This is a genomic window from Streptomyces sp. NBC_00454 (genome assembly GCF_041434015.1).
In the GTDB taxonomy this organism is placed as follows: domain Bacteria; phylum Actinomycetota; class Actinomycetes; order Streptomycetales; family Streptomycetaceae; genus Streptomyces.
Window position 1 is genome coordinate 2,499,748 of record NZ_CP107907.1, and the last position, 15,219, is coordinate 2,514,966.

Sequence of the window (15,219 nt, forward strand, 5' to 3'; positions counted from 1 at the left end):
GGCACCCCGCGCCGCACACGAAGCGTTCGCCACGCGGGTGCGGCGCAACCAAAGCAACACAGCAGCACAGCAGTACCGAAGGCCCCGGCCCCCACCCTTCCCCAGGGTGACGGCCGGGGCCTTCGCGTTGCCCGGGGCGGGCCGCCGCTCGCCTGCCGCCTGCCGCCGACTGCCGGCTGCCGGCCGCTTCGCGCTATCCGGCGACGGCGGCGAGCACGGTGGCCGTGAGGGCCTCCGGCGCCTCCTCTGCGGACATCCGGCCGGCCTGGACCTCGGCGGCGGCCGCATGCACGAGGCTGTAGACGACCGCGACCAGCCAGTCGACGGACAGGTCCGCGCGCACCTCGCCACCCTCCCGGCCCCGGCCGAGCAGGCGCCGGACGGGGGCGAGGACCCGGTCGTGCCGCTCGCGCAGCTGCTCGGGCGGGAGGGCAGTGGAGACCAGGGCGAAGACGGCGGAGTGCCGGTCCAGCAGTCGCCACGAGCCGCGGATGAGCCGCGCGAGAGCCTCTTCGAAGGTCCCGGTCCCCGCCTCGGTCCCGGTCCCTGCCCCTGCCCCTGTCCCTGTCCCTGTCCCTGTCCCAGCCTCGCCGTCGAGCGCCTCGAGGGTGGCCGCGGACTCGGCGACCGCCCGGTCGAGGGCGGCATCGAGGAGCGCCTCACGGGTCGGGAAGTGCGAGTAGAGCGTCACGCGGCTGACCCCGGCGGCGCGGGCGATGGCGGCCATGCTCGCCTGCGGATCGGCGAGGAAGCAGTCCAGGCCGGCATCGACGATCGCGGCGGTGTTGCGCTCGGCGTCGGCGCGGCGGGGGCGGGGTGCGTCGGTGACCATGGAGTCAAACTTAACACCGGTGTTCACATTCCTCCGGCGGGACCGCATACTCGGATCCGAGATCCTTAACACCTCTGTTAACTTTAGGAGCGGCTTCGCCATGCCCTCGAACACCCCGCACCACTCCGGAAGCCCCCATCCGCAGCGGTGGCGGCTGCTCACCCTGCTCGGCCTGGCCCAGTTCATGCTGATCGCCGACGTGACCGTCGTGAACGTCGCGCTGCCCGCCATCAGCCGCGACCTCACCCTCTCCGGGTCCGGACTCACCTGGGTCGTCACGGCGTACACCCTCTTCTTCGGCGCCCTGCTGATGGCCGGCGGGCGGCTGGCGGACCGGTTCGGGGCGCCGCGGATGTTCCTGGCCGGGCTCGCCCTCTTCACGGCCGCCTCGGCGGCGTCCGGACTCGCGACCGACGCCGCCACCCTGATCGCGGCGCGCTCCGCGCAGGGCCTCGGCGCGGCGCTGCTCTCCCCGGCCGCCATGGCCCTGGTCACGGTGCTGTTCCAGGGCCCTGAACGGCACCGCGCCCTCGGCGCCTGGGCCGCGATCGGCGGCGCGGGCGCGGCCATCGGGGTGCTGCTCGGCGGAATCCTCACCGACGGCCCCGGCTGGCGTTGGATCTTCTACGTCAACCTGCCCGTCGGGGCGCTCGCCCTCGGCCTCGTCCCGCTGCTGCTGGCCCGCGCGCCGCGCACCCCCGGCGGTGCGACGACGGCCGTCCGGAGCCGGGTGGGCGTGCCGGGAGTCCTCCTCCTGACCCTGACTTCGGCCTCGCTCGTCTACGGGCTGACCGAACGCTCCTGGCTCTGGCTCGCCGGGGCCCTGGCCGCGGGGGTTCTCCTCGCGGTGTCGGAGCGCCAGTCGCGCCACCCCGTCATGCCCCGGGCCCTGCCCGGCCGCCGGAACCTGCTGGGCGGCTCCGCGGTGATGCTGGGGGCGGCGGGCCTGCTCGTGACGGCGTTCTACCTGAGCTCCCTGCACATCCAGGACTCCCTCGGGCGGAGCCCGCTGGTCACCGGCCTGGCCTTCCTCCCCGCGGCGGTGGCCGTCACGGCGGGCGCACACCTCGGCTCGCGGCTCGTCCCCCGCTTCGGCTGGCGCCCCGTCGCCGCCGGGTCCTTCGCCCTGGCCGCCGCGGGCGCGGCCGTGACCACCCTCGGCGGCCTCTGGACGGGCCTGGTCCCCGGCTTCGCCCTCCTGGCCCTCGGACTCGGCGCGGCGTTCGTCTGCGCCACGACCTCGGCCCTCTCCGAAGTGACCCCCGACCACACCGGCGTGGCCTCCGGGCTGGTCGGCACCTCGCACGAACTGGGCGCGGCCATCGGCATCGCCGCCTTCGCCTCGGGCAGCTTCACCACCCTCGCCCTCCCGGCCCTGGCCCTCGCCCTGGCCGCACCCCTCCTGCTCCCCCACGGCCGCCCGGCCGCCTCCTCCGCCCACGCGATGGCCCACTGAACCCTGCCGGGGGGTGGGGAACTGGACGAGACGGCCTAGGCCGTCTCTTTCGGATCTTGTCGGTCGAGCCCGCGTCGTCCGGTGCCGTGCCTCGCCGCGCTGTCGGGGCTCCCGCGTACTGGACGTACTCGGGTGCCGCGGCAGTGCGGCGAGGTGCGGTGCCGGGCGGCGCGGGCCCGGCAAGATCCGAAAGAGACGGCCTAGCCGGCCAGGTCCGCTGCGAGGTCGTCGCGCCACCGCACGGACAGGCGGCGGCTCAGGATCGTTTCCAACGCGGCGGGCAGGGGCAGCAGCAGGAACTCGCGCAGCGCCCCGGCCGCCGAATCCCGTACGGCCCACGCGCTGAGGTCAGCCGTGGTGACGGGCGCCGGGTCGTCGTGGTTGCGGGCGGCGTCCAGCAGTCCCCGCGCCGCACGGGCCTCCGCCGACAGGGTCCTCATCCGCAGGTCGAGGGCCTCGTCGGCCGGGAGGTCCACCGGCTCGTCCCGGCGGATCCGCTCCAACGCCCGCACTATCTCCGGGTAGGTGTCGATGCCGGTTTCGGACGCCAGCCGGGCGAGCTGCGCCGCCGCCGCGGAGCGCAACCGCTCCGGCGGAGTCCGGTCGACGAGCCCGCCGAGGTCGAAGTCTCGTACGTGGGAGACCGGGAGCCGGGCGGGCGGAACATCGGCGAGGACCGGCAGCAGCAGCGCGCTCGCCAACAGCTCGTCGCCTTCTCCCTCCGGATCCCAAGTGATGCCGTATTCCTGCGCCAACCCGGCCAGCATCCGGGTGTACGCGGCCGTCGAGCCGGGCCAGGGATCGACGCCGATCCGCTGCCACTGCTGCCCGCCGGGCCCGAGCACGGGCCGGCCGTCGGAGTCGGTCACGTAGTCCTCGCGGGCCGATTCGACCCGGCGGCCCGCCTCGGGCCGCTCCGCACCGTCCTCGAAGACGGTGACGCGCACCTCGAACCCCTGCTTCGCCAGCCGCACGACCCGGGTCCCGCGGGACAGTCGGCGCAGCACCTCCGGACGGCCGAACTGGGCGTCCCCGCCCTCCTGGATGGCGTACGACCAGCCTCCGCGGCCGCCGCCGCACGCCCCGGCCCGGACCATCGGCCGGTACGCCGCCCAGGGCGCGGCGGCGCACAGCCCCGCCTGTTCCCGGCTGCGCGGCGCGGCGGTCGCGGGCACGGAGCCCAGCCTGTCCAGCAGTCCCCGGGCGAGACCCCCGCCACGAACACGACGTCCGGCTGCACGGGCGGCGCCTGCACGGCCGCGGCTCCGAAGGTGAGGACGGCGTAGGCCCCGTCGGACGGCGGGGCGTACGGGGCGGACAGGGCCGACGCGGTCGCGGGCTCGACCCTCGGTTCGGCGGCCTCGGCGGCGAGGGCGAGGGCGGAGCGCGGATCGGGGACGATCGTCCCGGCGTCGTCCCAGATCAGCCGGCCCTCGAAGGCGAGCGGCGTCCGCCCGTTGAAGGGGGTGCCGTTCTCCAGGGCCGTGGCGAAGTCGGCGAGGACATCGCGCAGCCCCGGCCAGGGGGTGAAGGAGGCGGCGTCCTCGTCGAAGTACCGGCCGACCCGCCCGTGGTGCGGGCCGGGCCGGGTGACCAGGAACAGTCCGTCGGAGGATTGCCAGCCGATGCCCAGGGTGACCAGCAGCCGCTCGTGCGGCCAGTACGCGTACTGGTCGCGTTCCTCCTCGTCGAGGTCGGCCTCGTCCTCGGCGATGTCCTCGGCGACGTCTTCGGCGATCTCCCGCAGGAGCTCGGTGCTTCTGACGATGTTCTCGACGCCGGACAGCGGTCCGTAGTAGTAGCCCAGCTTCAGCGTCCCGTCCTGGAGCTCCACGCCGTTGTGGCGCAGCAGCGACTGCGTCAGGTCGGGCGGGAACGTCACCCCCAGCCGCAGTTCGGCCGCCGCGATGTCCTCCGGGAGGGTCGCCGGCCGCAGCAGCCCGTGGCTGACGGAAGCATGCCGGGCGAGCCAGCTCTCGATGCGGATCCAGGACTCTTCAACGGTGGGCACGGTCATACCGGCACCCTAGGAGCGGGCACTGACAGTCGAGGGAACCCGACCGCGCGGAGCCGGGCCCGACCGACAGGATCCGGAAGGGACGGCTGGCTATCCGCGGGGGCGGCGGGCCGCGCGGGCCACCGCCACGACCGCCTTCTCCAGCGCGTACTCCGGGTCGTCGCCCCCGCCCTTGACCCCCGCGTCGGCCGCCGCCACCGCGAGCAGGGCGTCCGCGACGCCGTCCGCCGACCATCCGCGCATCTGCTGGCGGACCCGGTCGATCTTCCACGGCGGCATGCCGAGATCGCGCGCCAGGTCGCCGGGGCGGGCTCCCCGCGGGGCCGAGGCGAGCTTGCCGATCGCCCGCACGGCCTGGGCCAGCGCGCTGGTGATCAGGACCGGCGCCACCCCGGTGGACAGGGACCAGCGCAGGGCCTCCAGCGCCTCGGCCGCCCGGCCCTCGACCGCCCGGTCCGCGACCGTGAAGCTCGAAGCCTCGGCGCGGCCGGTGTAGTACCGGCCGACCACGGTCTCGTCGATCGTGCCCTCGACGTCGGCGCACAGCTGCGCCGCCGCACTCGCCAGCTCCCGCAGATCGCTGCCGATCGCGTCGACCAGCGTCTGGCAGGCCTCCGGGGTCGCGGAGCGGCCCAGCGTGCGGAACTCGCCCCGCACGAACGACAGCCGGTCCGCCGGCTTCGTCATCTTCGGGCAGGCGATCTCCCGGGCGCCCGCCTTGCGCGCCGCGTCGAGCAGGCCCTTGCCCTTGACCCCGCCCGCGTGCAGCAGGACGAGGCTGATCTCCTCGAACGGCGCGTCGAGGTACGCCTTGACCTCCTTGACCGTGTCCGCCGACAGGTCCTGCGCGTTGCGCACGACCAGCACCTTGCGCTCCGAGAAGAGCGAGGGGCTGGTCATCTCGGCCAGCGTGCCGGGCTGGAGCTGATCGGAGGCGAGGTCGCGCACATCGGTGTCGGCGTCGGCGGCCCGGGCCGCCGTCACCACCTCCCGCACGGCGCGGTCGAGCAGCAGGTCCTCCTGCCCCACCGCGAGGGTGATGGGGGCAAGCGGATCGTCGGTGGAATTCTTCCTGGTGGCCATCGGATCCAGCATCCCATGTCGTACTGACAGCCCCTCGCTCCGCGGCCCCTTCCCCGTGCCGGAGAATGACCGGGTGAACGTGCGACATGTACTGGTCCTGCCCGACCGCGACTCCGCCGAAGAGGTGGCCCGGGAGGTGGTCGACCGCTTCGGCCTCCCGGAGGAGCCGCAGGTGGTCCGCGACGCCCTGGCGGGCGAGGACGATGCCGAGGACGCCCAGTGGCTGGTGGTCGTCGAGGACCCCCGTGAAGGGCTCGACGCCACCGCCCTGGACGATCTGGCCGCCGAGTACGACGGCTGGCTCGAAGCCCCGTAGGACCCCGGTGCGCCCCGGTCAGGCCTTGTGCACGACCTGGATGTCCAACGCCACTTCCACGCTCGAGCCGATCGCCGCGATCCCGTGCGCCAGCATCGACTGCCAGTTCAGCGTGAAGTCCTCCCGCTGCAGTTCGGCCGTGGCCCGGCACGCTGCCCTCGGCTCGCCCTCCATGCCCGCTCCCAGGCCCAGGTACTGGGTGTCCAGGGTCACGGACCGGCTGACCCCGTGGAGGGTCAGGGCGCCCGCCACGGACCAGCGGCTGCCGATCCGGTGGATGAACCGCTCGCTGTAGAACTCCACGGTCGGGTGGCGGGCCGCGTCCAGGAAGTCCGCGGAGCGCAGGTGGTCGTCCCGCATCCGCAGCCCGGTGTCGATGCTCGCCGCGTCGATGATCACGTGCATGGAGGAGTCCTCCATGCGGTCGGCTATCCGCACCGCGCCGGCGAAGGTGTTGAACCGGCCGTTGATCCGGGCGAGCCCGATGTGCCGGGACGAGAACCCGATCGAGGAATGCGCCGGATCGAGCTCCCAGTGGCCGGGCTGCGGCAGCAGCGGCGGCTCCACCGCGTCGAGGATGATCTCCCCGGTGCCGGGCTGCGCGGGGTCCCCCACGAGCGTCGCCCCGTGGAAGGGCGCGTAGCCCTCGGCCGTGACGGACAGCCGGTACTCGCCCGCCGGCACGGTCGCCGTGAAGCCGCCGTACGGGTCGGTCTCCCCGCTGACGATCCTCCGGCCGATCGGGTCGGTCACCTCGAACTGGGCCTGCCGCACCGGCTGGTGGACCGTGTCGAGAACCCGGCAGCTGAGCAGCCGTGCCGTATGAGGAAGCGTCAGTGTCGCGGATGTCTGGGGACTGGCACTTCCCGCTGACTCCATCCCCCGTCTGCGACTGAACATGGTTTATGCACCCCCGTGCTGTGTGGACTTGGACCGCTCTGGCGAAAACGCATTCGATCATGCTGTCGGGTTGTGGGCAAACAGAGCGGTCGCGCCCGGTATGACCGCGCCGGTTCCGTCGTCGAATGACCGGGAATGCCCGCAGCCGCGAGCCGCCGCCGGCGACGGCGACCGAGCCGTCCTCGTCCGTGCGCAGCACCACCGCCCCCGAGGCCCGCAGCCGCGCGAGCGTACCCGCCGCGGGGTGTCCGTACCGGTTGCCCGCGCCGACCGGGACGATCGCGAGACGCGGCCGGACCCGGTCGTAGAGGTCGGGGTCCTGGTGGGCGCTGCCGTGGTGGGCCACCTTGAGGACGTCGACCGGCCCGAGCTCCTGATGGTTCCTCAGCAGTTCCTGCTGGGCGTCCGGTTCGAGGTCGCCCAGCAGGAGGAGGGTCAGCCCGGCGGTCCGCACCAGCAGGGCCACGCTCGCATCATTGGGGCCCTCGGCCGTCGCTCCCCCGGCCGGCGGCCACAGCACCTGCCACTCCAGCGGCCCGGCCCGGCGCCGCTCCCCGTCCATCGCGGGGACGACGGGAATCCCGGCGGCCGCCGCCGTCCGCCGCACGAACTCCGCCTGTCCCGGCGGCTCTTCCAGCGTGGTGACCTGCACCACTCCCACCGTGCGCCCCCGCAGCACCCCCACCAGCCCTCCCACGTGGTCGGCGTGGAAATGCGTCAGCAGGAGCAACGGCACCCGTTTCACGCCCAGTTCCCGCAGGCAGGCGTCCACCGGAGCGGGCTCGGGGCCCGCGTCCACCACCACGGCTGTGCCCGGAGCGACGGCGAGGACGGCGGCGTCCCCCTGCCCGACCGCGCACTGCACATAGCTCCAGCCAGGCGGCGGCCACCCTTTGATCGTACGAGTGAGCAGCGGCGGCCTCAGTACGGCGAGGAGCAGTGCCACGGCCAGGGCGGAGGCAAGCCATCGCCTGAGCCCGAACCGCCGACCGAGCGCCACCACCGCCAAGGTGGCCGTGGCGAGCAGCAACCCTCCACCCACCCCGCCGGGCCACCCCAGCTCCGCCCCGGGCAGTCGCGCCCCGCCCCGGGCGACCGCCGCGATCCACCCGGCCGGCACCCCCGCGCACCGCGCCAGCAGCTCCGCCACCGGCCCGCACAACGGGGCCGTCGCCAGCGCGGCGAACCCCAGGACCGTCGCGGGGCCCGCCGCCAGCTCGGCCAGCACGTTGCAGGGGACCGCCACCAGGCTCACCCGGGCCGACAGCACGGCGACGACCGGGGCGCAGACCGCCTGCGCGGCCGCGGCGGCCGCCAGCGCCTCGGCCGGCCGCGGCCACATCCCGCGGCTTCGCAGAGCCTCGCTCCACCGGGGCGCCAGGGTCAGCAGGGCTCCGGTGGCCAGGACCGAGAGGAGGAATCCGTAGCTGCGGGCCAGCCACGGGTCGTACAGCACCAGCAGCAGTACGGCGGCGGCCAGCGCCGGGATCAGGGATCTGCGCCGCCCGGTGGCGATGGCCAGCAAGGTCACCGACCCGCAGGCCGCCGCCCGCAGCACGCTGGGCCCCGGCCGGCACACCACCACGAACGCCAGGGTCAGGCCCGCTCCGCACAGGGCCGTCGCCCGCAGGGAGAGCCCCAGGCGTGGCGCCAGACCACCCCGCTCCGCCAGCTGTGCGCGGGCCGGGGGTCCGATGAGGAGGAAGAGCACCACGGTCAGGTTGGATCCGGAGACGGCCAGCAGGTGCAGCAGATCGGTGGCCCGGAACGCCTCGTGCAGATCGGGCTCCACCCGGGAGGTGTCCCCGACCACCAGCCCCGGCAGCAGGGCTCGGGCATCGGGCGCCAGATCGTCGGTGACCTCGCGCAGCCCGGCCCGCAGCCGCCCGGCGATCCGCTGCACGGCGTCCGGGCCGCCGGTCACCCGCGGTGGCGTGTCCCCGGCCGGCCGGAGCAGGGCGACGGCCCGCTCCCCGTCCCGGGCCGGCGCCAGCCGGGCGACCACGGCGACCCGGGTCGAGGGCTGCAACCGGGCCCAGTCCGGATGCCCCGCCAGTACCCGCACGGGGGTGGACACCCGGGTCCTGGCACCGTCCGGCCCGGTCACCCGGGTCACCACCGCGTCGAGCACCACCACCGGTGGCCCGCTCCCGCTGCGGGCGGTCCGGGGATCCGAGCCCACGGTGAGCTCCGCCAGCACCCGGGCGTGCTGCCCGGCCAGCTCCGCCACCGGCCCGGCCCGCGCCTCGGCCCGCTGGAGCCCGGCCACCGCGGCCCCGGCGGCCGCGCAGAGCAGGGCCGCCGCCACGGCCGTCCCGGCCTTCCATGAGGGCCCCTGGCGCCTGCACCCGGCCACCATCAGCAGCCCGGCGGCGCCCACCCCCAGCCCCGCCGCCCAGGCGCTCCACCCGAGGGGTAGGCCGAGGGCGAACGCAGCCGCCGCCCAGGCGGCCAGGGCCGGCACCACCAGCCGCAGGTCCGGCGGTCGCGCCTCGCCCCCGCCGGTCGGCGGCCGGGAGCGTACCTGCCCCGGGTCCCCGCCGGTCGGGGGCCGCGCCACTTCCCCGGTCCCGCTCACGGCCGGACCAGTTTCCGCAGATCGGCGAAGCGCCGCTCGCCGATCCCGTTGACCTGCCGGAGCTCCTCCACGGACCGGAAGCCCCCGCGGGCCGTCCGGAAGTCCACGATGTGCTGTGCGAGGACCGGACCGACCCCCGGCAGGCCGTCCAACTGCTCGGCCGTGGCCGTGCCGAGGCTCAGCGGCCCGGAAGCCGGCGCCGCGCCCCCGCCCGTCGGTGGCGGAGCCGGGGCCCCGACCAGTACCTGTTCGCCGTCCATGAGAACCCGGGCCCGGTTGAGCCCGGTGATGTCGGTCCCGGGCCGCACGCCCCCGGCGGCGACCAGGGCGTCCTCCACCCGCGACCCGGCGGGCAGCCTGCGCACCCCCGGGTCCCGGACCTTGCCGCTGACGTCCACCAGGATCCGGCCGCCGCCTGCGGCGGTCGGCGCGGACAGGGCAGCGACGGTCGGCGGCGGTGCCACCAGGGCGGGCGCGGTCACCGGCTGCGGCCGGGCCGACCAGTACTGCTGCCCGGCGAACCCGACCGCCGCGACCAGCACCACCGAAACGGCGGCCACCGCCCGCGGCTCCACCCCGCACCGGGTCTGCAGCCACACGGGCAGCCGCTCCCGCACGGCAAGCCGCCGCGCGACCCCGTCCGGCAGCGCCCCCTCGCCGGCCCGGGGCTCCACCCCGTCGGCCGACCCGCCCGAAGACACCGCCGCCGGAGCCAGGGCCGCAGTCGATGTGGCAACCGGAACGGGGGCCGCGGCCGACATCGGCTCCGGAGGCGGGTCCGGGAGCGGAGCCCCCGGTGGGTGGCCGCCCAGGAGCGCCTCGGCCCTGCGCCGCACCACGGCGGGTTCGGGGTGGACGGACCGGTCGCCGCGACGGTGGCGCAGGCGGCCGTCGGAAAGCCGGGGGCGGCCGGGGCCGCTGGTGGCGCCGGCGGGGGACGAAGTACGTGTACGGAGAGTCATGCCACGACGGTAGGGCCGAAACCGGAACCCCGTTCGGAGCCCTCAATTCCGGTGGACGGCCAGCCCGTTGTGGACAACCCCCTCACCCGATCCAGTGATCAGCGCGGGGATACGACCGCCGCCAGCAGCCCCGGCCCGGTGTGTGCGCCGATCACCGCCCCGACCTCGCTGACGTGTAGTTCGACCAGTCCCGGGATCCGCTCGCGGAGCCGCTGCGCGAGCTTCTCCGCACGCTCGGGCGCCGCCAGGTGGTGCACGGCCACATCTACTGGTCCGGAGCCCGCCCGCTCCACGGCCAGCTCCTCCAGGCGGGCGATGGCCTTGGAGGCCGTACGCACCTTCTCCAGCATCTCGATCCGACCCCCCTCCAGCGTCAGCAGCGGCTTGACCGCCAGCGCCGAACCGAGCAGGGCCTGCGCGGCGCCGATGCGGCCGCCCCGGCGGAGGTAGTCGAGGGTGTCCACGTAGAAGTACGCCGACATGCCGGCGGCCCGCTTCTCCGCGGCGGCGACGGCCTCGTCCAGGGAACCGCCGGCCTCGGACACCTCGGCCGCCGCCAGGGCGCAGAAGCCCAGGGCCATCGCGACCATGCCGGTGTCCACGACGCGCACGGGCACCGGGGCGGTCTTCGCGGCGAGCACGGCGGCGTCGTAGGTGCCGGAGAACTCGGCGGACAGGTGCAGGCTGACGATGCCGGTCGCCCCGGCGTCGGCGGCGGCCCGGTAGGCCCGGACGAACTCCTCCGGACTGGGGCGGGACGTGGTGACCGAGCGGCGCTTCTGCAGGGCGAGGGCCAGGCTGCGGGCCGAGATCTCGGTTCCCTCCACGAGGGCCTCGTCGCCGAGGACCACGGTCAGCGGGACGGAGGTGATTCCGTGGCGCGCCATGGCTGGTGGGGGCAGGTAGGCCGTGGAATCGGTGACGATCGCGACATGGCGGGACATGAGGCGGAGGTTACCGGCAGCGGGGGTGTTCCGGCAGCCCGGCCCCTTGCCTCCGGCGGTGGGGTGGGGGTCGGCGCGGCCGTTGGGGCTCCGCGGCTGCCTCCGGCGGTGGGGCGGGAAGCCCGCCGGTGGGGCTCCCCGGGGGGGCGTCCGTCCGTGGCTGCGGGTGGCGGGCCCTGCGGGGCTGTCCCCTACCCGCCCTTCCACCGTTCCCCGGGCGCTGCCCGGACCCGGTCCTCAAACGCCGGACGGGCTGAGGAAAGGAGGGTTCCGCCCGGCTCAGGTCGTAGTTTCCGGGCGGGGAGCCTTCTGCCACGGGTACTGGGGTGCCGGGGTGGGTTGTGCCAGGGCCTGGCGAGGGGGCTGGGGGGTGTTCCAGGCTGCGGGGGCCGGGTTGGGGAGGTCGTCGATCGACTCCCGGGACCAGTCGCGCAGGGCGCCCGACTCGACTTCGATCTGGGCCGACAGCACCGAGAGGTCGTCGTCCGCGAAGCGGCGGGCGCGGTCGCGTGCCGCCCAGCGCAGCGAGTCGGCCGCCTGCGTGATCTTCGCCGTGCGCTCCCGCAGCTGCGGGAGGCTCTCCGCGATCCGCTTGCGGTCGGGCTCCGCCTCGAGCCGCTTCAGCTCGTCGTCCAGCTCGTGCCCGTGCCCGCTCAGCCGCTCGAACAGCTCGATCGACTCCTTCAGCGAGGCATCCGCCTGGACCCCCTCGTACAGCGCCTGCTGCGTGGACCGCATCGAGGTCCGCAGGTCCAGCCGCAGCTGGGCCAGCGCGCCCGTGACACCGACCTGGCCGAAGCTGCGTGCCTTCAAGGTGGTGTCCTCCACGGTGCGGCGGGCCTGGGTGATGGTCCGGTCCACGCCGCGCGCAGCGGCCTTGACCACCTTCGTCGTCACATAGACACCGAGCCCCACGAAAGCGAACAGCAGCACCAGGGCCACGATGATAAAAGCCGCCTCCATGAGGTTCCCTTCCCCAGCCGTTTAGGTCCCTTCCACCGTAAACGCCACGGGCAGGCCGCGGGTTCCAATCGAACCCCCAACCTGCCCGTACGGGACAACCCCTAGATCAGGGTCCTCACCGGTCACACGACGATGTTCACCAGCTTCGGCGCGCGCACGATCACCTTGCGGATCTCGGCTCCGCCCAGCGCCGCCACGACCGCCTCGTCGCCCAGGGCCAGCTGCTCCAGGTCGGCGTCGGAGATCGCCGGCGGCACCTCCAGGCGCGCCTTGACCTTGCCCTTGATCTGGACGACGCAGGTGACGCTCTCGTCCACCACGTACGCCGGGTCCGCGACCGGGAAGTCCTGGTGGACGACCGACTCCTGGTGGCCCAGCCGCTGCCACAGCTCCTCCGCGATGTGCGGAGCCAGCGGGGCGATCAGCAGGACCAGCCGCTCGGCGACCGAGCGCTCCAGCGGCCGGCCCGCCTTCGTCAGGGCGTTGTTCAGCTCGGTGATCTTCGCGATCGCGGTGTTGAAGCGCAGGCCCGCCATGTCGGCGCCGGCCCCGTCGATCGCCTTGTGCAGCGCGCGCAGGGTGTCCTCGCCCGGCTCCGAGTCGACCACCGTCACGGCGCCGGTCTCCTCGTCGACCACGTTGCGCCACAGGCGCTGCAGCAGCCGGTACTGGCCGACCACGGCCCGCGTGTCCCACGGGCGCGAGACGTCCAGCGGGCCCATCGCCATCTCGTACAGGCGCAGGGTGTCCGCGCCGTACTCCTCGCAGATCTCGTCCGGCGTGACGGCGTTCTTCAGGGACTTGCCCATCTTGCCGTGCTCGCGCTTGACGGGCTGGCCCTGGTAGAACCAGCCGCCGTCGCGCTCCTCGACCTCGGCCGCCGGTACGTACACACCGCGCGAGTCGGTGTACGCGTACGCCTGGATCATGCCCTGGTTGAACAGCTTGTGGAACGGCTCCACGGAGGAGACGTGCCCCAGGTCGAACAGCACCTTCGACCAGAAGCGCGCGTACAGCAGGTGCAGGACCGCGTGCTCGGCGCCGCCCACGTACAGGTCGACGCCGCCGTGCGGCGCGCCCTCGCTCGGACCCATCCAGTACTGCTCGATCGCCGGGTCGACCAGCGCCTCGGAGTTGTTCGGGTCCAGGTAGCGCAGCTCGTACCAGCAGGAGCCGGCCCAGTTCGGCATGGTGTTGGTCTCGCGGCGGTACGAGCGCACACCGCGCCCGTCGCCCAGGTCCAGCTCCACGTTGACCCACGCCTCGTTGCGCGACAGCGGGGTCTCCGGCTTGGAGGTCGCGTCGTCCGCCTCGAAGGTGCGCGGCGAGTAGTCCTCGACCTCCGGCAGCTCCAGCGGCAGCATCGACTCGGGCAGCGGGTGCGCGACGCCGTCCTCGTCGTAGACGATCGGGAAGGGCTCGCCCCAGTAGCGCTGGCGGCTGAACAGCCAGTCGCGCAGCCGGAAGTTGATGGTCCCCTCGCCGATGCCGCGCCCGGCCAGCCAGTCGGTGATCGCGGCCTTCGCCTCGACCACGCCCAGGCCGTCCAGGGACACGCCCTCGCCGGTCGAGTTGACGATGGTGCCGTCGTACGAGGAGAAGGCGTCCTCCCACTCCAGCGGGTCCGCGTCGCGGTCGTCCGTGGGCTCGACGACGCAGCGCACCGGCAGCTCGAAGGCGCGCGCGAAGGCGAAGTCGCGGCTGTCGTGGGCCGGGACGGCCATGATCGCGCCGGTGCCGTAGCCCATCAGCACGTAGTCCGCGATGAAGACGGGGACCTTGTCGCCGCTGACCGGGTTGGTCGCGTACGCGCCGGTGAAGACGCCGGTCTTGTCCTTGGCCTCCGCCTGCCGCTCGACGTCCGACTTCGAGGCGGCCTGCTTGCGGTACGCGTCCACGGCCTCGGCGGGGGTCGCGTTGCCGCCGGTCCACAGCTGGTGGGTGCCCTCGGGCCACTCGGCCGGGACGATCTTCCCGACCAGCTCGTGCTCGGGCGCCAGCACCATGTAGGTGGCGCCGAACAGCGTGTCGGGGCGGGTGGTGAAGACGGTGATGGCGTCGGCGTCGCCGACCGCGAAGTCGACGCGCGCGCCCTCGCTGCGGCCGATCCAGTTGCGCTGCTGCAGCTTGATGGCCTCGGGCCAGTCCAGCGCGTCCAGGTCGTCGATCAGGCGGTCGGCGTAGGCCGTGATCCGCATGTTCCACTGGCTCAGCCTGGACTTGAAGACGGGGAAGTTGCCGCGCTCGGACCGGCCGTCGGCGGTGACTTCCTCGTTGGCCAGTACGGTGCCCAGCCCGGGGCACCAGTTGACGGGCGCGTCCGAGGCGTACGCCAGCCGGTACTCGTTCAGCACGTCGGCCCGCTCGCCGGCGCTCAGCGCGGCCCAGGAGGCGCCGCCGGGCAGCTCGCGGGAGCCGTTCTCGAAGGCGGCGACCAGCTCGGCGATCGGACGGGCCGTCTTCGCCTCCGCGTCGTACCAGGAGTTGTAGATCTGCAGGAAGATCCACTGGGTCCACTTGTAGTAGTCCGGGTCGATCGTCGCGAAGGACCGGCGCCGGTCGTGGCCCAGACCCAGCCGGCGCAGCTGGACCTTCATGTTCTCGATGTTCGCCTCGGTCGACACGCGCGGGTGCGTGCCCGTCTGCACGGCGTACTGCTCGGCCGGCAGGCCGAAGGCGTCGAAGCCCAGGGTGTGCAGGACGTTGTGGCCGCTCATCCGCTGGTGGCGGGCGTAGACGTCGGTGGCGATGTAGCCCAGCGGGTGGCCTACGTGCAGGCCCGCGCCCGAGGGGTACGGAAACATGTCCATGATGAACTTCTTGGGCCGCGCCACGACCGCAGGGTCCCCGGCCAGGTCACCGGTCGGGTTCGGGGCCTCGTACGTGCCCTGCGCGTCCCATACGTCCTGCCAGCGTGCCTCGATGTCGGCGGCCATGGCAGCCGTGTAGCGGTGCGCCTCGGCCGCCTCGGGGGCCGGGGTGTTCGTCTCGCTCATGATTTCTGAAGCTCCATCGATCGTCTCTGCCGTCTCTGCCTGCCCAAACGAAAAAACCCCTCGCACAGGAGGGGGCGCCGCGCCGAGGCCGACCGTTTCGCGGGGTCGGTGCTGTTCAGCGCGGCTCGGTAAGCAGAAGGCGTACGGCACGCATGGCGTCAGGGTACCGCAG

11 protein-coding genes and 1 pseudogene are annotated in these 15,219 nt (G+C 74.0%); 2 read left to right on the forward strand and 10 right to left on the reverse strand.

Annotated elements, in window-relative coordinates; genetic code table 11:
* Positions 1-193: 193 nt before the first annotated feature.
* Complete coding sequence (locus tag OHU74_RS11680; RefSeq protein ID WP_371615832.1) at positions 194-832, reverse strand: TetR/AcrR family transcriptional regulator; 639 nt, start codon at positions 830-832, stop codon at positions 194-196.
* Positions 833-932: 100 nt separating this feature from the next.
* Between OHU74_RS11680 and OHU74_RS11685 the strand changes: the two genes are divergently transcribed.
* Entirely contained in the window at positions 933-2,288 is a 1,356-nt protein-coding gene (locus OHU74_RS11685) for an MFS transporter (protein WP_371615833.1), read from the forward strand.
* Between the two features lie 200 nt (positions 2,289-2,488).
* Here the strand turns inward: OHU74_RS11685 and OHU74_RS11690 are convergent, their stop codons facing one another.
* From OHU74_RS11690 to holA, 3 genes are all read right to left on the reverse strand, one after another.
* The gene (locus OHU74_RS11690) at positions 2,489-3,235 is read right to left on the reverse strand and encodes a hypothetical protein (protein ID WP_371615834.1); all 747 of its coding nucleotides are present in this window, start codon (positions 3,233-3,235) and stop codon (positions 2,489-2,491) included.
* Positions 3,154-4,305 (reverse strand): SMI1/KNR4 family protein, encoded by a 1,152-nt coding sequence (locus tag OHU74_RS11695; RefSeq protein ID WP_371615835.1) that lies wholly within the window; start codon positions 4,303-4,305, stop codon positions 3,154-3,156. The genes OHU74_RS11690 and OHU74_RS11695 overlap by 82 nt, the downstream gene beginning before the upstream one ends.
* A 90-nt stretch (positions 4,306-4,395) precedes the next feature.
* Positions 4,396-5,388, reverse strand: a complete 993-nt coding sequence (gene holA / locus OHU74_RS11700) for a DNA polymerase III subunit delta (RefSeq protein ID WP_371615836.1) — start codon at positions 5,386-5,388, stop codon at positions 4,396-4,398.
* 73 nt (positions 5,389-5,461) lie between these two features.
* On the opposite strand from holA, the gene OHU74_RS11705 reads away from it, so the two are divergent.
* Positions 5,462-5,704: a hypothetical protein gene (locus OHU74_RS11705; protein ID WP_330296362.1), complete on the forward strand. Its 243-nt coding sequence runs from the start codon at positions 5,462-5,464 to the stop codon at positions 5,702-5,704.
* Between the two features lie 18 nt (positions 5,705-5,722).
* Here the strand turns inward: OHU74_RS11705 and OHU74_RS11710 are convergent, their stop codons facing one another.
* From OHU74_RS11710 to leuS, 6 genes and pseudogenes are all read right to left on the reverse strand, one after another.
* Complete coding sequence (locus OHU74_RS11710; protein ID WP_371615837.1) at positions 5,723-6,604, reverse strand: YceI family protein; 882 nt, start codon at positions 6,602-6,604, stop codon at positions 5,723-5,725.
* 136 nt (positions 6,605-6,740) lie between these two features.
* Positions 6,741-8,963 (reverse strand): annotated as a pseudogene (locus OHU74_RS11715) (ComEC/Rec2 family competence protein); the annotation flags it as partial.
* A gap of 215 nt (positions 8,964-9,178) precedes the next feature.
* Positions 9,179-10,144 carry a helix-hairpin-helix domain-containing protein gene (locus tag OHU74_RS11720; protein WP_371615838.1) on the reverse strand — a complete coding sequence of 322 codons (966 nt, stop codon included), beginning with the start codon at positions 10,142-10,144 and terminating at the stop codon, positions 9,179-9,181.
* Positions 10,145-10,242: 98 nt separating this feature from the next.
* Complete coding sequence (locus OHU74_RS11725; protein ID WP_371615839.1) at positions 10,243-11,088, reverse strand: DegV family protein; 846 nt, start codon at positions 11,086-11,088, stop codon at positions 10,243-10,245.
* Positions 11,089-11,367: 279 nt separating this feature from the next.
* Positions 11,368-12,051, reverse strand: a complete 684-nt coding sequence (locus tag OHU74_RS11730; protein ID WP_371615840.1) for a hypothetical protein — start codon at positions 12,049-12,051, stop codon at positions 11,368-11,370.
* A 122-nt stretch (positions 12,052-12,173) separates the two neighbouring features.
* Positions 12,174-15,047 carry a leucine--tRNA ligase gene (gene leuS / locus OHU74_RS11735; protein ID WP_371615842.1) on the reverse strand — a complete coding sequence of 958 codons (2,874 nt, stop codon included), beginning with the start codon at positions 15,045-15,047 and terminating at the stop codon, positions 12,174-12,176.
* Positions 15,048-15,219 lie beyond the last annotated feature (172 nt).